Here is a 19,330-nt window from a genome sequence, read left to right as displayed (position 1 = left end):
ACCCGCGCCGTTCGCGCCCGTACGGTCCACGCCCGTACGGTCCGCCGCGCTCACGCGGTCGCCTCGGCGGCGGCGCGCGCGGCCGCCGGAAGCGCGTCCGCGACGCGTTCCAGCGCGCCGTCGTCGTGCGCGGTGGAGACGAACCACACCTCGAAGGCGGACGGCGGCAGATAGACACCCTGCTCCAGCATCGAGTGGAAGAGCGCCTTGAAGCGGAACGCCTCCTGGGCCTTCGCGCCCTGGTAGTCGGTGACCGGCTCGTCGGTGAAGAACACGGAGAACATGCTGCCCGCCGCCTGGACCCGGTGCGCGACGCCGGCCTTGCTCAGCGCCTCGGTGACCGCGCCGCGCAGCTGCTCGGACGCGGAGTCCACCGCCGCGTACGCCGCGTCGTCCAGCAGGCGCAGCTGCGCGACACCGGCCGCCGTGGCGACCGGGTTCCCGGAGAGCGTTCCGGCCTGGTAGACGGGCCCGGCCGGAGCGAGGTACTCCATCACCTCGCGCCTGCCGCCGAAGGCCGCGGCCGGAAAGCCGCCGCCCATGACCTTGCCGAACGTCATGAGATCGGGGGCGACTTGGTCGATCCCGTACCAGCCCTGCCTGCTGACGCGGAAGCCCGTCATCACCTCGTCGGAGACGAACAGCGCGCCGTACTCCCGGCAGATCTCCTTGAGTTGCGCGTTGAAGCCGGGCTCCGGCGGCACGACGCCCATGTTGCCCGGCGACGCCTCGGTGATGACGCATGCGATCTCGTCCGGCTGCGCGGCGAACGCGGCCCGCACGGCGTCGACATCGTTGTACGGCAGCACGATCGTCTCGGCGGCCTGCGCGCCCGTCACGCCCGGGGTGTCCGGCAGGCCGAACGTCGCGACGCCCGAACCGGCCGACGCGAGCAGCGCGTCCACGTGGCCGTGGTAACAGCCCGCGAACTTCACGACCTTGGCGCGGCCCGTGAAGCCGCGCGCCAGCCGGATCGCGGACATCGTCGCCTCCGTGCCGGAGGAGACCAGCCTCACCTGCTCGACCGGCGCGACGCGGTCCACGATCTCCTCGGCCAGGGCCACTTCGTCCTCGCCGGGGGTTCCGAACGACGTGCCGCGGCCCACCGCGTCCTGAACGGCCGCGATCACCTCTGGATGGGAATGGCCCAGAATCATCGGTCCCCACGAGCAGACGAGATCGACGTACTCCCGTCCGTCCGCGTCGATGAGGTACGGACCGGCACCGGAGACCATGAAACGGGGCGTACCGCCCACGGCTTGGAACGCACGGACCGGAGAGTTCACGCCTCCCGGCGTCACGGCGGCGGCACGGTCGAAGAGCGACTGCGATACTGGGGCCTCGTACGAGTAAGTCACAAGGCCATGGTGTCAGAGCGTTCCGGTCGCGCTGCGTCGTCGTCACGCAGGTGGGTATGCGACACGTGGGAGCCCGCGAGGTACCGGACCGGTAACGCGGGAATTACCCCGGTGCTGCGGGCGTTTCACGCTCCGCAGGACGGGGAGGTCTCTGAACACGGTGATCGGGTTGCGCGGCGGCGGCCGCGAGTGGTCGGGTGGTGACATGCAGCGCGGTGGTGGACTGGGAGAGGGTACCGGGGACCTCGGTCCGGAGCGCGCGAGGGGACGCCACCGTAGAGACGCGGCGGAAAGAGACATGGGGAGCAGCAAGGGTGGCGGCCGAGTGGGGGTGACCTACAAGTACTTCGGCGCCCCGGACGGCGCGACGGCGGCCCGGGTCCCTGTCTCCATGCGCCCCGAGGAGCTCGGCGGGGACGAGCTGGGCCACGGCATGTTCAGCAAGATCAAGCCGGAGACGATGGCCGCGATGGTCCTCACGGGCATCGAGGGCATACCGCTGCACCGGGTCCCGCCGCTCGAACTCGTGGTGCTGCACCCGGATTACGCCGTCGTGAAGCTGCCGATGACGGTCGTCGACCCGCTGCGCGGGATCGGTGAGGAGTCGGTCGGCGCGGCGGCCTTCATCTGGTCCACGGTCCCCGACAGGGCGGGCCCGCAGGACGCGTTCAACGTGTACCAACTCCTGCACGAATGGCAGGACTTCTCCGATCGCCTGCACATGGCGGGCCACCAGCCGTACTGCCTGGTGTGGCCCTGAGTCTCAGGGCCACAGGCCGTTCCTGAGCGCGATTCCCCCGGCCCCCGGGCCTCAGGGCTCCCTGGCCGTGAGATAGCGCTGCACCGTCGGCCCGAGCCAGCCCACGATCTCGTCGTGCGTCAGCTCCGCCGCGGGCGGCAGCTTCAGTACGTACCGGCTCACGGCCATTCCGAGGATCTGCGACGCGAGCAACGCGGCCCGCACCGGGGCCTGTCGGGGGTCGGGGCACACGGCGGCGACCGTGGGCAGGACCTGGTCGCGGAAGACGGAGTGCACCCGCTCGGCGCCCGCGGGGTTGGTGACGCCGACGCGCACCATGGCGTTGAGCGTCCCGTCCCCCTCCCAGCGGGCCAGGAAGTGGCGCACGAGCCGGGTGCCGATCTCGTCGGCGGGGACGGACGTCAACTCCGGCAGCCGCAGGTCGATTTCGGAGGCGGCGGCGAACAGGCCCTCCTTGTTGCCGTAGTAGCGCATGACCATCGACGGGTCGATCCCGGCGTCGCGCGCTATGGCGCGGATCGTCGCCCGCTCGTATCCGTCCGTGGCGAAGCGCTCGCGAGCGGCGCGCAGGATCGCGGCGCGCGTCGAATCGGAGCGGCGCGGCGGCCGCCCGGCCGTGGCCAGTCGGGCCGAGACGGCGAGGTTCGTCGCCGCACCGGCGTCGGCCTCGGCCTTGGCGGCCTCGTCTCTCGTGGGCCGTTCTCCCGTGGCCCCGTCTCCCGCGGCCTCGTCTCCCGTGGGGCCGGCCGCCCGATCGTTTCCCATGCCAACGACTGTATGCCAACGCCCGTTGACGCACCAGGTCCTGGCCGGAAGGCCGCCGGACGGCACGGCTCAAGTGACGGGCGACAGCGAGGGGATGACGATGTCCCGGTGTACGGAGCGGATGTGCGCCTCGACCGCCTCCCCGGCGCGCTGGACCTCGCCCGCCGCGACGGCGTCGTAGATCGCGTGGTGCTCCGAGCGCAGCCGGGCCGCGAGGATCTCCCAGTCCTCGACGCGGTTGAAGACGGTGAGCAGCGTCTGCCGCACCGCGTTGCGTACGGCCGCGGTCAGGTCGGCCACCAGACGGTTGCCCGCCGCCTCCGCGATCGCCACATGGAAGTCGGTGTCGCGGTCGTTGAACACCTCGCGCGGGAGGCCCGGCGCGTCCATGCGGTCGAGCTGTTCGCGCATCCGCGCCAGGCCCTCCGTCTCCGCGCGCTCGGCGGCGAGCCTCGCGCTGGAGCGTTCCAGGACGGCACGCGCCTCGACAACGTCGTCAAGCTGGAAGTGGGCGAGCGCGATATGCAGCCGCAGGAACTGGGTGAGCCCGGCACCGGGCATCGCCGCGATCACGTTCCCCGAGTCCGGCCCCGTGCCGACCCGGGGCCGCAGCGCCCCCTGGGCCTCCAGCACCCGGAGCGCCTCGCGGATCGCCGCCCTGCTCACTCCGAGCATCTCGCTCAACTCGCGCTCCGGCGGTAACCGGTCGCCCACCCTGAGCCGTCCGTCCAGGATCAGCTGCTCGATCCTGGTGAGCACGAGTTCGTACGTACGTGAACGGGCCACGGGTTCCCAGTCGTCAGGCCCGGCCATGAAACCCCTCCGATGTCGGCGACGCAGGTCCGCTCGCCCAAGCTGCGCAGCCGGGAACGGCACGGTCGCGGCGAGCGTAACCCAACCACCTGTGCCTTGGTCGGACCAAGCCGTTTGAGTCATGTGCACGCACTGGACAGGGAGTTGGGCTCTTCATAGTGTGTGGCAGCTTCTGTGCATGGTCTGACCAAATCCGTACGGGGATGCCCTTGTATCAGCCCGCTATATCTCCGCTCTCCGGCGGCCTGGCGCTGTCGGCCCTCGTGGCCGCCGTACCGCTGCTCACCCTGTTCCTGCTGCTCGGCGGGGCCCGGGTCAAGGCGCACTGGGCAGGCCTCGCCTCTCTGGCCGTCGCGGTGGGCGTGGCCGTCGCCGTGTACGGAATGCCCTTGAAACTGGCGGCACTTGCGGCCAGTGAGGGCGCCGTCTTCGGCCTCTTCCCCATCGGCTGGATCCTGGTCACGGCCATCTGGCTGTACCAACTGACCGTCGTCAGCGGCACGTTCGAGGATCTGCGGCAGTCGCTGCGGCTGATCAGCGACGACCCCCGCGTCCTTGCCGTGGTGCTCGCGTTCTGCTTCGGCGCCCTGCTGGAGGCGCTCGCCGGCTTCGGCGCGCCCGTGGCCATCACCGGGATCATGCTCATAGCGCTGGGCTTCCCGCCGTTCCGCGCGGCGGTCACGGTGCTCGTCGCCAACACGGCCCCCGTCGCCTTCGGCGCCATGGCCATCCCCGTCATCACCGCGGGCGAGCTCACCAAGATCCCGTACACCGAGATCGGCTCGTACGTCGGGCGTCAGGTGCCGGTGCTGGCGCTGATCGTGCCGCTGCTGCTGACGGTGCTGGTGGACGGGTTCCGCGGGCTGCGCCAGATATGGCCGGTCGCGCTCGTGTGCGGGGTGACCTTCGCGCTGGTCCAGTTCCTCAGCTCCAACTACATATCCGTGGAGCTGACCGACATCATCACCTCCCTCGCGAGCCTGGTGGCGGCCGTCGTCTTCATGCGGTTCTGGCAGCCGCGCGGCAGCGAGGAGGCGCGGGCCGAACTCCTCCGCGAGGGCGGCGCGTCGGGTGCCGCGGGGCCCGGCGGGCGGCAGCACGGCGGCCACGGCCCGGGCGGCCAGCGGGTGCACGCGGCCGGCGGACAGCACGGACACGGACAGCACGGGCAGCACGGCCAGCACGGCCGCCTCGGGCAACACGGCCCGCACGGGCATCACTCGGCGCGGCCGGAGATCGGAGGCAGGCGCCTGGCCGGGGCCTTCGCCCCGTACGTCATCGTCATCTCGGTGTTCTCCGTGGCCCAACTGTGGACGCCGGTCAAGCAGTTCCTGGGCAGCACGGACATCGCCGTCCCCTGGCCCGGCCTGGACGGAAAGCTGCTCACGGTCAGCGGCAACGAGGTCGACGCCACCGTCTACAACCTGGCCTGGCTCTCGTCGCCCGGCACGCTACTGCTGCTCTCCGGTCTGCTGACCGCGCTCGTCCTGCGTATCGAACCGCAGGTGGCGCTGCGGGAGCTCGGGGCGACGCTGTTCAAGCTGCGCACGGCGCTCTTCACCGTCGCCACGGTGCTCGCGCTCGCCTACGCCATGAACCTGTCGGGACAGACCATCACCATCGGCACCTGGATAGCCGGGAGCGGGAGCGCGCTCGCGCTGCTCTCGCCGGTGCTCGGCTGGTTCGGAACGGCGGTCACGGGGTCGGACACGTCGTCGACGTCGCTGTTCGCCACCTTGCAGTTCACCGCCGCCAAGGGGGCGGGCATCGATCCGTCGCTGCTCGTCGCGGGCAACACCTCGGGCGGCGTCGTCGGCAAGATGATCAGCCCTCAGAACCTCACCATCGCGGCCACCGCCGTCGGTTGCGCCAGCCAGGAGTCCGAACTGCTCCGCGCGACGCTCAAGTGGAGCCTCGGACTGCTGCTGGTTCTCTGCGTGTTGATCTATGCACAGTCCGGAATCCTGGCCTGGACGCTGCCCTAGACCCTTTGACATCCTTTGACCCCCATGACCTTTGGCCCGTGGCCGCGCCGTGAGGAAGACGACCGAAGAAGTGGACCGCTTGTCCCAGCACACGTCATCCGATCCCAGCAGGCCCGCGTTCAACCGTGAGGCGGCGCGCAGCACGCGCCAGGCCCTGGGGATGCGGGCCGAGGACGTGGCGGCCACCATGCTCAGCGCGTACGGGGTACAGGTCACCCCGCTGACCGTGCTCAGCTGGGAGTCCGGCGACCAGACCCCGGGAGAACGGGAGTTGACGGCCCTGGCGGGCGTTCTGTGGTGCTCGGTCGGCGACCTGATGGGCTCCCTCAGCAGCGTGCACCAGCACCGGCTCGCCCGCGGCGTCTCGACGTTCGACATGGCGCTGCGGCTGGGTCTCGCGCCGAACGAGTACGAGCAGATGGAGCGCAGCGGCCGCTGGCGGCTGACCGGCCTCCAGGCCGAACTCCTCGGCGACGCCCTGGCGTTGCCGCTCCGCGCGCGTCTCGACATCACCGGCGAGGCCCCCGAGCTGAACGAGCTGCTTCTGCGCGCGGTGACGACCCGCTGGCAGCCGTACGTCCAGCCCGTGTGCAAGCTGCTCGACCTGCCCAGGGCGCGGGTCAGCGGAATCCTGCACCACCTGCACTCCGAGTATCAGGACATGGTCGGCACCGTGGACTGGGGCGGCGGGACGATCTCCATGGAGCCCGGCGAGGAGGGCCGCGCCTTCCTCGAGCGCCTGGTGGACGTGTTCTGCGCGCGGTTGGACGACTGAGCAGTACGCCGCCGCTCCCCTTCAGCGCCTCGGCCGGTTGCCGGGGCGGTTGCCTGATCGGCTCAACGGACTTGTTCTCTCGGCGACTTGACGCGTCGGCCCAGCCCTGGGCACCGGTCGGCAAGGGGCGGGTTCACCGCCGCTGACGGACCGTCCGGCACGTGCCAACACCCGTAGGCCAACAGGCGTTGACACCGCCTCAGAGCCCTCCTACCGTTGTGCCAACGGGCGTTGACCAACGTGCGTTGGCATCCGCAATCCGGGGAGGATCCCATGGCACGCAGCGGCACTCACGGCACGGCATCCACCGGCGCGGGCGTCTCCCACGCCTCGTACTCCACGGACGTGATCGTCGTCGGCGCCGGGCCCACCGGTCTGATGACCGCGGGGGATCTCGCCGAGGCCGGGCACGGCGTCACCCTCGTCGAGCGGCGCGACGAGACGATCAGCAACCTCACCCGGGCTCTCGTCGTGCACGCCCGCACGCTGGAGCAGCTGGACGCCCGGGGGCTCGCCGAAGAGCTGATCGGCACCGGCGCCCGGATGGAGTCGCTCGGGCTCTTCAGGCGCGCGGTGCTCCACCCTTCGACACTGCCGAGCCGCTTCCCGTATGTGCTGGTCACGGGCCAGTTCGAGGTCGAGCGGCTGCTGGAGCGGCGTGCCCGCAAGGCGGGCGTGACGTTCCGGTACGGCACGGAGGTCCTCGAACTGAGGCAGGACGGCTCCGGCGTGGAGGTGGACGTCACCGCGGCGCAGAGGCCCGGCCAGCCGGACGGTGGCGGCGCCGACGGCGGTGGCGCGGAGGGGAGTTCGGGCGCGACGTCGGGAGAGATCAGTACGCTGCGCGCCTCCTATCTCGTCGGCACCGACGGCGTGCGCAGCACCATCCGTGACCTTCTCGGGCTGCCCTTCCCGGGCAAGTCCGTCATCCGCTCGATCGTGCTGGCGGACGTACGGCTGTCCGATCCGCCCGCCGCGCCCTTCCAAGTCAACGCGCAGGACGACGCGTTCGCGCTGGTCGCGAGCTTCGGCGACGGCTGGTACAGGGTGATGGGCTGGAACCGCCACCGGCAGCTGCCCGACAGCCGGCCCGCCGGGCTCGAAGAGGTCAGGGAGTTCACGGTCCAGGCGCTCGGCTCGGACTTCGGCATGCACGATCCCCGCTGGATCTCCCGCTTCCACAGCGACGAACGGCAGGCGCCGCGCTACCGGGTGGGCCGCGTCTTCCTCGCGGGCGACGCCGCCCACGTCCACTCGCCCGCGGGCGGGATGGGCATGAACACCGGCCTCCAGGACGCCGCCAACCTCACCTGGAAGCTCTCCGCGGTGCTGCGCGGCCGCTCCCCCGCGTCCCTGCTGGAGACATACGAGAGCGAGCGGCATCGCGTGGGGAAGCTCGTACTGCGCATGAGCGGCACGATCATCCGGCTCGCCCTCGCCCGCTCCACGGCGGGCCGCGCGCTGCGCGCCGTGATCACCGAAGTCGTCAATCGCGTACGCCCGTTGGGGCGCCGTGCCATACGGATGGTCTCCGGGGTCGGCATCTCCTACCCGGCGCCGCGCGGCTCCCATCCCCTCACCGGGAAGCGGGCGCCCGATCTGCCGCTGGCCTCGGGGCGGCTCTACGAGGCCCTGCGCGAGGGCGCGTTCGTCCTCGTCTCCCCCGTCGGCACACCGGCCCCGGACACGGGCGAGGAGGCCGACGACCGTACGGTTCACGCTCGTTCGGATGCCGTCGGCAGCCGCACCTTGCTGATACGTCCCGACGGCTATATCGCCTGGGCGAGCGACGGGCCCGACCCGCAGGGCCTCCGCCAGGCGCTCGCCGAGTGGACGGGGTCGCCCGCGGTGCGGGCGCCGGCCGCGGCATAGCCGAGCCGCCCGCCGCCCGCCCGACGACGAGCATCCGCGGGCCCCTGCCCGGCCAGGGCGCCTGCGGCGGCTGTCCGTGCCGCTCTCGCGTAGCCTGCGGACATGCTCGTCGCGCGCTCGATCGCCCTCTTCGCCCTCGCGGCCCTGATGGAGATCGGCGGAGCGTGGCTCGTCTGGCAGGGGGTGCGGGAGCACCGCGGCTGGGCCTGGATCGGCGCGGGCGTGATCGCTCTGGGGACCTACGGCTTCGTCGCCACGCTCCAGCCCGACGCCCACTTCGGCCGCATCCTCGCCGCGTACGGGGGCGTATTCGTCGCGGGCTCCCTGGCCTGGGGCATGGTGATGGACGGCTTCCGCCCCGACCGGTGGGACGTCACGGGGGCGTTGATCTGCCTCACCGGCGTCGCGGTGATCATGTACGCACCGCGCGGCGGGTGACCGGCCGAAGCCGGTAGGGGCCCCAACTCGACGTGCCTCCCGGGGAGTCCACTCCGAGGCGGTCCGGTCCGGGGCGGTCCGGTCCGGGGCGGCCGGTTCTCCGAACCCGGCGCTCCCCGGCCACCTGACGCCCCTCCGATACGACGTAGCCTTTGGGCCATGAGCAACCGCACTGCCGTCATCAGCGGCGCCAGCAGTGGCATCGGCGCCGCCACCGCTCGCCGGCTCGCCGCCGCCGGCTACCGGGTCGTGCTCGCAGCCCGGCGCCAGGACCGAATCGACGCTCTGGCACAGGAGTTGACCGGCGAGGGCCACGACGCGGTGGCCTACCCGCTCGACGTCACGGACCGTGCCGCGGTCGACGCCTTCGCCGCCGGTCTGGAGCGCTGCGACATCCTCGTCAACAACGCGGGCGGCGCCCTCGGCACCGACCCCGTCGCCACCGCCGACCCGGCCGACTGGCGCCGCATGTACGAGGTCAACGTCATCGGCGTACTGCACCTCACCCAGGCCCTGTTGCCCGCCCTGGCACAGTCTCCGTCCGGAGAGGGCACCGTCGTGGTCGTCTCCTCGACCGCGGGTCACGCGACATACGAGGGCGGGGGAGGCTACGTCGCCGCCAAGCACGGTTCCCACGTGCTGGCAGAGACCCTGCGCCTGGAGCTGTGCGGGGAGCCCGTCCGCATCATCGAGATCGCCCCGGGCATGGTGAAGACCGAGGAGTTCGCCCTCACGCGCTTCCGCGGCGACGCCGAGCGCGCCGCCAAGGTCTACGAAGGCGTGGCCGAGCCGCTGACGGCGGAGGACGTGGCGGACACCATCGCCTGGACGGTGACCCGTCCCCCGCACGTCAACGTGGATCTGCTGGTCCTACGTCCGCGCGCCCAGGCCTCCAACACCAAGGTCCACCGCGAACGCTGACGTCACCGGCCGCCGTGGACGCGGGACGGCCGGTGACCGTCGAGCCCGGCGCGGGCCGCCCGCCGCCCGAGCCGGGTGCCCGGTGCGCGGCGGCCCGACGCCGGAGCCGGGTGCCCGGTGCCCCGTCAGCCCTTCACGCAGACGACCTGCTTCAGCTTCGCCACGACCTCGACGAGATCCCGCTGCTGGTCGATGACCTGCTCGATCGGCTTGTAGGCCCCGGGAATCTCGTCCACGACCCCCGAGTCCTTGCGGCACTCCACGCCCCGCGTCTGCTCCTCCAGGTCCCGCGCGGAGAACCGCTTGCGCGCCGCGTTCCGGCTCATCCTCCGCCCGGCGCCGTGCGAAGCCGACTGGAACGAGGCCGAGTTGCCCAGGCCCCGCACGATGTACGAGCCCGTCCCCATCGAGCCGGGGATGATCCCGTAGTCCCCTTCACCGGCGCGGATGGCGCCCTTCCGCGTCACCAGCAGGTCCACGCCCTCGTACCGCTCCTCTGCCACGTAGTTGTGGTGGCAGGAGATCACCGGATCGAAGCGGGGCTTCGCCTTCTTGAACTCCTTGCGGACGACGTCCGTGAGCAGCGCCATCATCACGGCACGGTTGTGCTGCGCGTACTCCTGCGCCCAGAACAGATCGTGCCGGTACGCCGCCATCTGCGGGGTGTCCGCGACGAAGACGGCGAGATCGCGGTCGACGAGGCCCTGGTTGTGCGGGAGCTTCTGCGCCACACCGATGTGGAAGTCGGCCAGTTCCTTGCCGATGTTCCGCGAGCCGGAGTGCAGCATCAGCCACACCGCGCCGTCCGTATCGGTGCACAGTTCGACGAAGTGGTTGCCGGATCCGAGCGTCCCCATCTGCTTGGTGGCCCGTTCCTGACGGAACTTGACCGCTTCGGCGATCCCGTCGAAACGCTCCCAGAAGTGGGACCATCCCGCGGCCGGGTAGCCGTGCAGCCTGCCCGGATCGACCGGGTCGTCGTGCATCCCGCGCCCCACCGGAATGGCCTGCTCGATCTTGGAACGGAGCCTGGAGAGATCACCCGGCAGATCGCCGGCCGTCAGCGACGTCTTCACGGCGGACATGCCGCAGCCGATGTCGACGCCGACGGCCGCCGGACACACGGCGCCGTTCATCGCGATCACCGACCCGACCGTGGCGCCCTTGCCGTAGTGCACGTCCGGCATGACCGCGAGCCCCTCGATCCACGGCAGCGTCGAGACGTTGCGCAGCTGCTGCATGGCGGCGTCCTCGACGGTGGCAGGGTCGGCCCACATGCGGATCGGAACCCGGGCGCCCGGCACCTCGGTGTAGGGCATCTCACTCAACTCCCCCATGGACAGAACAGAAAAAGGCGCACCAAATCCGCGAAACAAAAAAGCTGGACTTCGCGCAACATAACCACCCCACGGCCGGACGGCCCCGCCGTGCGTGCGGTAGACATTGTCTTCCGTGGCCCCGTCACGGCGGCAACACGTTTTCGACCGCACCACAGCAGTACCGAGCAGGAGGCAGATCAGTGCAGCGGAGGGCAAGGACGTACGTCACCGGCGCAGCGCTGGCCGGCCTGCTCTCCGTTGGGCTCACCGCCTGTACCGGGACGTCCGATGAGGGCGCCGGCCAGGACACGAAGCCCGGCGCCTCCTCCTCCGCGGCGCCTCCCGCCGAGCCCGGCAAGTACCGCACGCTCCCCGAGCCCTGCGGAGCGGTCGGCGTGGAGACCCTCAAGAAGCTGCTCCCCGGGGCCGAGGCGGCCGAGAGCGCCGGTACGAGCGGCGAGACCGGCAAGGACGCCGGCTCCGATCCGGACGCCTCCCCGTACAAGGGCGACGCCATCGCCACCTACGACACCGACCGCCGCGCCGGCTGCCGCTGGAAGAGCGCGACCAGCCTCGCCACCCGCCACCTCGCCGTCGACCTGGAACGTGTCGTCTCGTACGACCCGGCCGTGAGCGACGACAAGCAGGCACAACTGCTGTACGACGAGCGCGCCGGCCAGGCCGAGATCCCGACCGAGGACGACAGCAGCCCGCCGCCCGAAGACGAAGGCGCCGACGGCGACGACGGCGACGACGGCTCCGCGAGCGGCAGCGACAAGGGCGCCGGCGACGGCGGCGACTCCAAGGGCGGGGAGGACCAGGGCGGCGACCCCGGGAGTGAGAAATCCGACAGCGGCTCCAAGTCGCCCGGTGATTCGGGCAATGAGCCCGAATCGTCCCCTTCTCCGTCCGCGGACGAGGACTTGTCCCCTCGTATGCTCGACGACATCGGCGACAACGCCTACATCGACGACCAACTGGACACCGCGGACTCGGGTGTCCACCGCGACATCACGCTCGTCTTCCGCAGCGCGAACGTGATCGCGACCGTCAAGTACGACCAGTGGCTCACCGACAAGCGGCGCACTCCCGACAGCGCCGAGTTGCAGGAGTTGGCCCGCAGCGTGGCCGAGGAGCTCGCAGCGGACTTCGACGACAACTGACGCAGACAGACTGGAAGCGAAGGAATCATGCCCCGTAAAGCTCAGCGAACCCCACAGCGACGCTCACCGCGTCTCGCCCGGACGCTCGCCTGCGCGGCAGTCGCAGTTCCCGCACTGCTGGTGGCGGGCTGCTCCTCCGACTCCGGTGGCGGGGAGGGCGCTTCGGCCTCCTCCGACAAGGGCGGAGGCGAACAGAGCGCGGCTCCCGTGAAGTTCAAGGAGCTGCCGGACGCCTGCAAGGCCCTCTCCCGGGACACGGTCAAGAAGCTGACCCCGAAGACGGAGAACCCCTCGGGCAAGCGGATCGGCTCCGGCAACACGCAGGACTCCGGCAGCTGCCTGTGGAGCGGCCTGGACAAGTTCGACTACCGGCAGCTGACGGTCTCCCTCAAGCGCTTCGAGTCCGACACCTCGCGCGGCTCCGGCGACAAGCTGGCGGGCGCGTTCCTGAAGCAGCAGGCGGACGCGATCAAGTCCGACAAGGCCAACAAGGAGCTCAAGTCGGCCTCGGCCGGCGGGATCGGCGAGGAAGCGACCTCCCTCGGCTACAAGGTGGAGAAGAAGGACGGCAAGAAGTCGGAGGACTTCCGCGAGCACCGTCTCGTCGCGCGCAGCGCCAACGTCGTCGTGACCGTGGACTATGCCGGCGCCGGCTTCGAGAGCGGCAAGACGCCCAGTGCGGACGACCTGAGGAAGAACGCCGAGACGGCGGCCAAGGAAGCGGTCGCGTCCCTCAAGTGACGCCGCGCCCCGTCGCACACCCGTGCGGCGGGGACTTGACGCATGTGCCAGTCTGGTGCGCCGCGCCGGTTTCCAAGGGTGGGGGACAACTCCAGTGCAGGCCGTACAACTGACTCGTACACACCGCATATTGGTCGCGGTGGTCGTCATCGGTGCCGTGACGATCGCGGCCATCGGGTTCGCCGGTTCCTTCGCCGCCGTGCGCGACCTCGCCGAACGCAAGGGCTTCGGCGCCTTCGCGCCGTTCTTCCCGATCGGCATCGACGCCGGCATCGTCGTGCTGCTCGCGCTGGATCTGCTGCTCACCTGGATCCGCATCCCGTTCCCGCTGCTGCGCCAGACGGCATGGCTGCTGACCGCGGCCACCATCGCCTTCAACGGCGCGGCCGCGTGGCCGGACGCGCTGGGCGTCGGGATGCACGCGGTGATCCCCGTCCTCTTCGTCGTCTCGGTCGAGGCCGCGCGGCACGCGATCGGACGCATCGCGGACATCACCGCCGACAAGCACATGGAGGGCGTACGCGTCTCGCGCTGGCTGCTCGCCTTCCCCTCCACCTTCAAGCTGTGGCGGCGCATGAAGCTGTGGGAGCTGCGCAGCTACGACGAGGTCATCCGCATGGAACAGGAGCGGCTCGTCTACGAGGCCAGGCTGCACGCCCACTACGGCCGCGGCTGGCGGCGCAAGGCTCCCGTGGAGTCGCTGATGCCGCTCAAGCTCGCGCGGTACGGCGTGCCGCTCGCGGAGACCGGGCCCTCAGGCCTCGCGGCGGCCGGCATCGAGGCGCCCGCCACGCTCACGCGCACGAAGGGCCCGGCGGCCGCGGCCGGGGAGCGGCGGCAGCGCCCCGCGCTCACGGCCGGCGCACAGGAGCCGGAGTCCGCGGGCACGCCCGGAGAGCACCAACAGCGGGCCGGTGAGGGCGAGTTCGAGCAGTACGGCGAGCAGGGGGAGCACCCCCGGTACGAGGAGTACGGCGCTTACGGGGAGTACGCGGCAAACGGGGAACAGGCGCAGTACGGGCAGCAGCCCGGAGCGCCCGGACAGCCGTCCCAGTACGGGCAGTTCGGCGCTCCCGAACCGCAGCGGACCGAGCCTCGGCAGCCCCGGACGCAGCCCCAGCCCCAGCCCGGGTCGCCGGGTCAGGCGGAGCCGGGCGCCGACGGCGCCGCCCCCGTACAGCCCCGGCGAACCGCCCAGTCCCCGCAGGCCGATACGGTCTCCGCCTCCGCCCGTACGCCCGAACCCGCGGCCCGTGGCTCCGAGCCTCCCCCCGAATACAGCTACGCCGCCGAGACCCAGCCGTCCGGCCCCCAGGTGACCGTTCCGGTCGGGCCCGGCCGCCGCCGCGCCCTCGGCAACTCCAACGCGCCCGGCGGCGGAACCGGCCCGGCCTACCTCCCGCCCCAACGGGCCCAGGAACAGCAGCTGTTCATGGAGCCCGAGGCGCCGGGCGGCGGGGCGAACGGCGAGGAGTACGACTTCGCGCCCGAGCGGGAGCCCGCCCCTCCGGTCCGTCCCCCTGGGCCTGACGGCCCGGGTGGTGCCTCCGGCTCCGGTGACGCGGAGCCCGTGGGCATACCGGACGGCGTCGCCCGCGAGGAGTTCTACTTCTCCGTCTACCGCCAGTTCGCCGCCTCACAGGCCAGCTTCCCGAACGCGCGCCAGCTCTCCCGCGCCCTCCACGAACTGCACGGTGTGACCGACGCGGACGGCTCCCTGCTCAGCGAGGCGTATCTGCGCAACTACATCCGGGAGTTCAGGGAGCGCTACAACACCGAGATGGGGCTCGCGGGCTAGCGCCGGGCCACCGGGCACGAGCAGCGCCCGCAACCTGCCCGGCGCCATGAACCGGCCTCAGCGCGCGTTCACGCACCCAGCAGCTTGCGCACCCTGTCCGTCCCCACCGCCAGCAGCAGCGTCGGCAGCCTCGGACCCGTCTCGCTGCCCACGAGCAGCTTGTAGACCAGCGCGAAGAACGACCGCTGGGCCACTTTCAGTTCGGGCGTCGGCTTGGCGTCCGGCGCGATTCCGGCCTGCACCTTCGGCACGCCGTACACGAGCTGCGTCAGGCCTTCCAGGGACCAGTGGTCGTCCAGCCCGTTCAGCAGCAGGCGCAGCGACTCGCGCTGCTCGTCGTCCAGCGACTCCAGCAGCGCCGTGTCCGGCTCGTCCCGTACGCGCGTGCGCTGCTCCGCGGGGACCTGCGTGGTGATCCAGCGCTGGGCACGGTCCAGGCGCGGGCGCACCTCGTCGAGGGCGCGCACCGGGCGCTCCGGGTCGAGCTCGCTGAGGATGCGCAGCGTCTGCTCGTCGTTGCCCGCGGTCACGTCGACCACGGACGCGAGCGTGCGGTACGGCAGCGGACGCGGCGTCGAGGGCAGCGGCCCGGCGGCCGTCGAGGAGGCCCGCATGTGCGCGGCGGCGTCCGCGGGCTGTGCGTCGCCCGCGGCGAGCTTGCGCTCCAGCGCGTCCCACTCGTCGTAGGTGCGCTGGATCTCCTGGTCGAAGGCGACCTTGAAGGACTGGTTCGGCCGGCGCCGTGCGTACAGCCAGCGCAGCAGCGGAGCCTCCATGATCTCCAGCGCGTCGGCGGGCGTGGGCACGCCGCCCTTCGAGGACGACATCTTGGCCATGCCGCTGATCCCGACGAACGCGTACATCGGCCCGATGGGCTGCTCGGCGCCGAAGATCTCCTTCACGAGCCGGCCGCCGACGACGAAGGACGAGCCTGGCGACTGGTGGTCGACGCCGCTCGGCTCGAAGACCACGCCCTCGTAGGCCCAGCGCATCGGCCAGTCGACCTTCCACACGAGCTTGCCGTGGTCGAACTCGCGCAGCGCCACCGTCTCGGTGTGCCCACAGCTGCCGCAGACGTAGGTGAGTTCGGTGGTCTGGTCGTCGTAGGCCGTCACCTTGGTCGTATCGCGCTCGCAGGCCGTGCAGTACGGCTTGTACGGGTAGTACGCGCCCGTCCCCGCACCCGAGCCGTCGTCCTCGGCGGCGGCGCCCGAGCCCTCCTCGGCCTCGATCTCGGCGGCGTCCGGCTCGCCCTGCTTCTGCTTCTGCTGCTTCTTGCCGCCGGGCTGCGACGCCTTGCCCTTGTCCTTGTCGAGCGTCCGGTAGCGGTCCAGCACGGCGTCGATGCGCTCGCGTTCGCGCATCGCGAAAAGGATCTGCTCGCGGTACGCACCGGAGGTGTACATCTCCGTCTGGCTGATGCCGCGGTACTCGACGCCCAGCTCCGCGAGGGAGGCCTCCATCGCCGACCTGAAGTGCTCGCCCCAGCTGCCGTACGGGCTGCCGGGAGGCGCGGGCACCGAGGTCAGCGGCTTGCCGATGTGCTCGTCCCACGACGAGTCCACGCCCGCGACGCCCACGGGCACCTTGCGGAACCGGTCGTAGTCGTCCCAGGAGATGATGTGCTCGCACGGGACACCGCGCCGCTTGATCTCGTCCGCGACCAGGTGCGGCACCATCACCTCGCGCAGATTGCCGAGGTGGATCGGCCCGGAGGGCGAGAGGCCGGAGGCGCAGACCACTGGTTTCCCCGGCGCGCGACGCTCCGCCTCGGCGACGACGTCATCGGCGATACGGGAGACCCAGTCGGTCTCGGTGGTGGTCTGACCCACGTCCGGCACTTCCTTCTCTCTGCTCCGGCATGCCTGCGCGGCCCATTCTCCCACTGCGCGACGGCCCGTTTCCGCGTGGGATACTCGGGGTTGCCCCCGGCCACCCACGTACGGAACGGCTCGCACTCATGCCCTCGGTCCCGTCGCTCGCCGCCACGCTCCACAAGCGCCTCGCGGAGGCTCTCTCGGCAGCCCTGCCGGAGAACACTCCCGCGGAGTGGATCGACCCCATGCTGCGTCCCAGCGACAGGGCGGACTTCCAGGCCAACGGAATGCTGGCGCTCGCCAAGCGCCTGAAGACGAACCCGCGCGAGCTGGCCTCCCAGATCGTGGAGAGCCTGCCGCCCAACGAGGAGATCGGCTCCGTCGAGGTCTCGGGCCCCGGCTTCATCAACATCGGCGTCTCCGACGCGGCGGTCCTGCGCAATCTCGCGGCCCGCGCCGACGACGAGCGGCTGGGCGTGCCGTACGCCGAGCAGCCGGGCACCACGGTGATCGACTACTCGCAGCCGAACGTGGCGAAGGAGATGCACGTCGGCCACCTGCGCTCGACGGTCATCGGCGACGCCGTGACCCAGATCCTGGAGTACCGGGGCGAGAAGGTGATCCGGCGCCACCACATCGGCGACTGGGGAACCCAGTTCGGCATGCTCATCCAGTATCTGGTCGAGCATCCGCACGAGTTGGACCACGAGTCGGACGCCGCCGACGCGAAGGACCAGGGAGAGGCCGCCATGGCGCGCCTCAACCGCCTCTACAAGTCCGCCTATTCGGTCTTCGAGTCGGACGAGGAGTTCAAGGCGCGCGCACGCGACCGGGTCGTGGCGCTCCAGTCGGGCGACGAGGAGTCCCTCGACCTGTGGCACAAGATCGTCGACGAGTCGAAGACGTACTTCCACGGTGTCTACGAGGTGCTCGACGTCGAGATCCGGGACGAGGACATCGTCGGCGAGAGCGCCTACAACGACGCTCTCCAGGCCGTGGTGAAGGACCTGGAGTCCTCCGGTGTGGCCGTGCGCTCCGAGGGCGCCCTGTGCGTCTTCTTCGACGACGTCAAGGGCCCCGACGGCACCCCGACGCCCCTGATCGTGCAGAAGTCCAACGGCGGCTTCGGCTACGCCGCCACCGACCTCGCCGCCATCCGCGACCGCATCGGCAACCTCGGCGCCGACACGATCCTCTATGTCGTGGACGCCCGCCAGGCCCTGCACTTCCGCATGGTCTTCGAGACCGCCGGGCGCGCCGGCTGGCTCCCCGACGGGGCGGCCCGGCAGCTCGCGTTCGGCACGGTCCTGGGCAAGGACGGCAAGCCGTTCAAGACCCGCGAGGGCGGGTCGGTGCGGCTGGTGGACCTGCTGGAGGAGGCGCAGCAGCGCGCGGCCGTCGTCGTACGGGAGAAGGCGCAGGACCTCACGGAGGACGAGATCCGGGAGCGGGCCGCCCAGGTCGGCGTCGGCGCGGTCAAGTACGCGGACCTGTCCAACTCCATGACACGCGACTACGTCTTCGACCTCGACCGGATGGTCTCGCTCCAGGGCGACACCAGCGTCTACCTCCAGTACGCCTACGCGCGCATCCAGTCGATCTTCCGCAAGGCGGGCGACCTGAAGCCGCAGGTGCACCCGACGCTGGAGCTGGAGCCCGCGGAGCGTGCGCTCGCCCTGCACCTGGACGAGTTCGGCGACACCCTCGCCGGTGTGGCCGAGACCTACGAGCCGCACAAACTGGCCGCGTACCTGTACGAACTGGCCACGCTCTACAGCCCGTTCTATGAGAACTGCCCGGTGCTGAAGGCGGAGACGCCCCAACTCGTCCAGAACAGGCTGTTCTTGTGCGACCTCACGGCCCGCACGCTCCGCCAGGGCATGACGCTCCTCGGCATCCGTACACCCGAGCGTCTCTGACACCCGGCGCGCGGGCGCGGGCGCGGGTCAGGAGAGCCAGTCCGCGTACCGGGTGGGGGCGAGGCGGGCGTCCTGGTCAGTGAGGACGTCGTTCTTGACGGCGGCGAACATGCCGGCGGTGGGGTCGGTGACGACGGTGCGCCGGTCGCCCTTGCTGGACAGGGTGATCCGGCCCAGCTCGTCCAGCGGGAAGACCTCGGGGCCGGCGACGTTGCGGATGCCGTTCAGCGGCGATCCCGAGGCGACCTCCGCCACGGCGTCGGCCACGTCCTCCGAGGCGATCGGCTGGATCGGCGTCGCGGGCAGCCGGACGGTGTCGCCGTCGGCGGTCCAGGACAGCACGGCGTTCATGAACTCCATGAACTGCGTCACCCGGACGATCGAGTACGGGATCGGACCGGCCGCGAGGATCTCCTCCTGGCGCACCTTGGCCCGGTAGTAGTCCAGCTCCGGCACCATGTCCGCGCCGACGATCGAGAGGATGACGAAGTGGCCGACGCCGTGCCCGCGGGCGGCGGCCAGCAGGTTGTCCATCGAGGTCTGGAAGAAGGCCAGGGAGGCCTCGTCGAAGGTCGGGGAGTTCGCCAGGTTGACGGCGACGTCGGCTCCCTCCATCGCCTCGTCCAGCCCCTGGCCGCTGATGATGTCGACCCCGGTGGACTGCGAGTGCGGCACCGCCTCGTGCCCGGCGGCGTTCAGCTTCGTCACGACCTGCGACCCGATCAGCCCGGTACCGCCGATGACTGCGAACTTCATGACGCGCCTTTCGTAGGGGGGTTGTGCGCAATAGGGCACATAGAACACTATTCGGGCATACCTCGGCGTGTGCCGAGGGCGCCGCTCGCGTCAGAGCGCGAACTCCGTGCCGCGCGGGGGCGCCGTCCCC

General features: G+C 71.0%; 16 protein-coding genes. 10 read left to right on the top strand and 6 right to left on the bottom strand.

Features of this window, described 5'->3' with window-relative positions:
• Positions 1-50 precede the first annotated feature (50 nt).
• On the bottom strand, positions 51-1,358 hold the full coding sequence (gene hemL, locus QQM67_RS00180) for a glutamate-1-semialdehyde 2,1-aminomutase (RefSeq protein WP_314171351.1): 1,308 nt from the start codon (positions 1,356-1,358) through the stop codon (positions 51-53).
• A 205-nt stretch (positions 1,359-1,563) separates the two neighbouring features.
• Here hemL and QQM67_RS00175 point away from each other — a divergent pair, with 205 nt between their 5' ends.
• Positions 1,564-2,118: a hypothetical protein gene (locus QQM67_RS00175; RefSeq protein ID WP_314172180.1), complete on the top strand. Its 555-nt coding sequence runs from the start codon at positions 1,564-1,566 to the stop codon at positions 2,116-2,118.
• Between the two features lie 51 nt (positions 2,119-2,169).
• Here the strand turns inward: QQM67_RS00175 and QQM67_RS00170 are convergent, their stop codons facing one another.
• Entirely contained in the window at positions 2,170-2,883 is a 714-nt protein-coding gene (locus tag QQM67_RS00170; RefSeq protein ID WP_399064657.1) for a TetR/AcrR family transcriptional regulator, read from the bottom strand.
• A 69-nt stretch (positions 2,884-2,952) separates the two neighbouring features.
• Positions 2,953-3,696 carry a FadR/GntR family transcriptional regulator gene (locus QQM67_RS00165; RefSeq protein ID WP_314171350.1) on the bottom strand — a complete coding sequence of 248 codons (744 nt, stop codon included), beginning with the start codon at positions 3,694-3,696 and terminating at the stop codon, positions 2,953-2,955.
• A 209-nt stretch (positions 3,697-3,905) separates the two neighbouring features.
• On the opposite strand from QQM67_RS00165, the gene QQM67_RS00160 reads away from it, so the two are divergent.
• The 5 genes from QQM67_RS00160 to QQM67_RS00140 all read left to right on the top strand — a co-directional run bounded on the left by QQM67_RS00160 (position 3,906) and on the right by QQM67_RS00140 (position 9,687).
• A complete protein-coding gene (locus QQM67_RS00160) occupies positions 3,906-5,681 on the top strand; it encodes an L-lactate permease (RefSeq protein ID WP_314172178.1) in 1,776 nt (591 codons plus the stop codon).
• A 79-nt stretch (positions 5,682-5,760) separates the two neighbouring features.
• A complete protein-coding gene (locus tag QQM67_RS00155; protein ID WP_314171349.1) occupies positions 5,761-6,456 on the top strand; it encodes a helix-turn-helix domain-containing protein in 696 nt (231 codons plus the stop codon).
• Between the two features lie 273 nt (positions 6,457-6,729).
• On the top strand, positions 6,730-8,328 hold the full coding sequence (locus tag QQM67_RS00150; protein ID WP_314171348.1) for an FAD-dependent oxidoreductase: 1,599 nt from the start codon (positions 6,730-6,732) through the stop codon (positions 8,326-8,328).
• 102 nt (positions 8,329-8,430) lie between these two features.
• Complete coding sequence (locus tag QQM67_RS00145; protein WP_314171347.1) at positions 8,431-8,766, top strand: YnfA family protein; 336 nt, start codon at positions 8,431-8,433, stop codon at positions 8,764-8,766.
• Between the two features lie 159 nt (positions 8,767-8,925).
• Positions 8,926-9,687, top strand: coding sequence for an SDR family oxidoreductase (locus tag QQM67_RS00140; protein WP_314171346.1), 762 nt, complete (start codon positions 8,926-8,928; stop codon positions 9,685-9,687).
• Positions 9,688-9,812: 125 nt separating this feature from the next.
• Here QQM67_RS00140 and QQM67_RS00135 read toward each other — a convergent pair whose 3' ends face one another.
• Positions 9,813-11,006 carry an RtcB family protein gene (locus QQM67_RS00135; protein ID WP_314171345.1) on the bottom strand — a complete coding sequence of 398 codons (1,194 nt, stop codon included), beginning with the start codon at positions 11,004-11,006 and terminating at the stop codon, positions 9,813-9,815.
• A 200-nt stretch (positions 11,007-11,206) separates the two neighbouring features.
• Here QQM67_RS00135 and QQM67_RS00130 point away from each other — a divergent pair, with 200 nt between their 5' ends.
• The 3 genes from QQM67_RS00130 to QQM67_RS00120 all read left to right on the top strand — a co-directional run bounded on the left by QQM67_RS00130 (position 11,207) and on the right by QQM67_RS00120 (position 14,708).
• Positions 11,207-12,169, top strand: a complete 963-nt coding sequence (locus QQM67_RS00130; RefSeq protein WP_314171344.1) for a hypothetical protein — start codon at positions 11,207-11,209, stop codon at positions 12,167-12,169.
• 27 nt (positions 12,170-12,196) lie between these two features.
• A complete protein-coding gene (locus QQM67_RS00125; RefSeq protein WP_314171343.1) occupies positions 12,197-12,910 on the top strand; it encodes a DUF3558 family protein in 714 nt (237 codons plus the stop codon).
• 94 nt (positions 12,911-13,004) lie between these two features.
• Positions 13,005-14,708 (top strand): DUF2637 domain-containing protein, encoded by a 1,704-nt coding sequence (locus QQM67_RS00120; protein WP_449657445.1) that lies wholly within the window; start codon positions 13,005-13,007, stop codon positions 14,706-14,708.
• A 68-nt stretch (positions 14,709-14,776) separates the two neighbouring features.
• Here the strand turns inward: QQM67_RS00120 and lysS are convergent, their stop codons facing one another.
• The gene (gene lysS, locus QQM67_RS00115; protein WP_314171342.1) at positions 14,777-16,540 is read right to left on the bottom strand and encodes a lysine--tRNA ligase; all 1,764 of its coding nucleotides are present in this window, start codon (positions 16,538-16,540) and stop codon (positions 14,777-14,779) included.
• 128 nt (positions 16,541-16,668) lie between these two features.
• On the opposite strand from lysS, the gene argS reads away from it, so the two are divergent.
• Positions 16,669-18,444: an arginine--tRNA ligase gene (gene argS, locus QQM67_RS00110; RefSeq protein WP_314171341.1), complete on the top strand. Its 1,776-nt coding sequence runs from the start codon at positions 16,669-16,671 to the stop codon at positions 18,442-18,444.
• Positions 18,445-18,471: 27 nt separating this feature from the next.
• On the opposite strand, the gene QQM67_RS00105 is transcribed toward argS, so the two are convergent.
• Positions 18,472-19,200 carry an SDR family oxidoreductase gene (locus QQM67_RS00105; protein ID WP_314171340.1) on the bottom strand — a complete coding sequence of 243 codons (729 nt, stop codon included), beginning with the start codon at positions 19,198-19,200 and terminating at the stop codon, positions 18,472-18,474.
• Between the last annotated feature and the right edge of the window lie 130 nt (positions 19,201-19,330).

The sequence above is a fragment of the Streptomyces winkii genome (genome assembly GCF_032248595.1).
Classification (GTDB): Bacteria; Actinomycetota; Actinomycetes; order Streptomycetales; family Streptomycetaceae; genus Streptomyces; species Streptomyces winkii.
Note: the sequence above shows the minus strand (reverse complement) of the source record. Positions and strands in the feature narration are given on the sequence as shown.

Excerpts from the sequence above, each read along its gene's own strand:
- QQM67_RS00175 (WP_314172180.1), top strand. The coding sequence starts at position 1,564 with ATGCAGCGCGGTGGTGGACTGGGAGAGGGTACCGGGGACCTCGGTCCG.
- QQM67_RS00170 (WP_399064657.1), bottom strand. The coding sequence starts at position 2,883 with ATGGGAAACGATCGGGCGGCCGGCCCCACGGGAGACGAGGCCGCGGGA.
- QQM67_RS00165 (WP_314171350.1), bottom strand. The coding sequence starts at position 3,696 with ATGGCCGGGCCTGACGACTGGGAACCCGTGGCCCGTTCACGTACGTAC.
- QQM67_RS00150 (WP_314171348.1), top strand. The coding sequence starts at position 6,730 with ATGGCACGCAGCGGCACTCACGGCACGGCATCCACCGGCGCGGGCGTC.
- QQM67_RS00145 (WP_314171347.1), top strand. The coding sequence starts at position 8,431 with ATGCTCGTCGCGCGCTCGATCGCCCTCTTCGCCCTCGCGGCCCTGATG.
- QQM67_RS00140 (WP_314171346.1), top strand. The coding sequence starts at position 8,926 with ATGAGCAACCGCACTGCCGTCATCAGCGGCGCCAGCAGTGGCATCGGC.
- QQM67_RS00135 (WP_314171345.1), bottom strand. The coding sequence starts at position 11,006 with ATGCCCTACACCGAGGTGCCGGGCGCCCGGGTTCCGATCCGCATGTGG.
- QQM67_RS00125 (WP_314171343.1), top strand. The coding sequence starts at position 12,197 with ATGCCCCGTAAAGCTCAGCGAACCCCACAGCGACGCTCACCGCGTCTC.
- argS (WP_314171341.1), top strand. The coding sequence starts at position 16,669 with ATGCCCTCGGTCCCGTCGCTCGCCGCCACGCTCCACAAGCGCCTCGCG.
- QQM67_RS00105 (WP_314171340.1), bottom strand. The coding sequence starts at position 19,200 with ATGAAGTTCGCAGTCATCGGCGGTACCGGGCTGATCGGGTCGCAGGTC.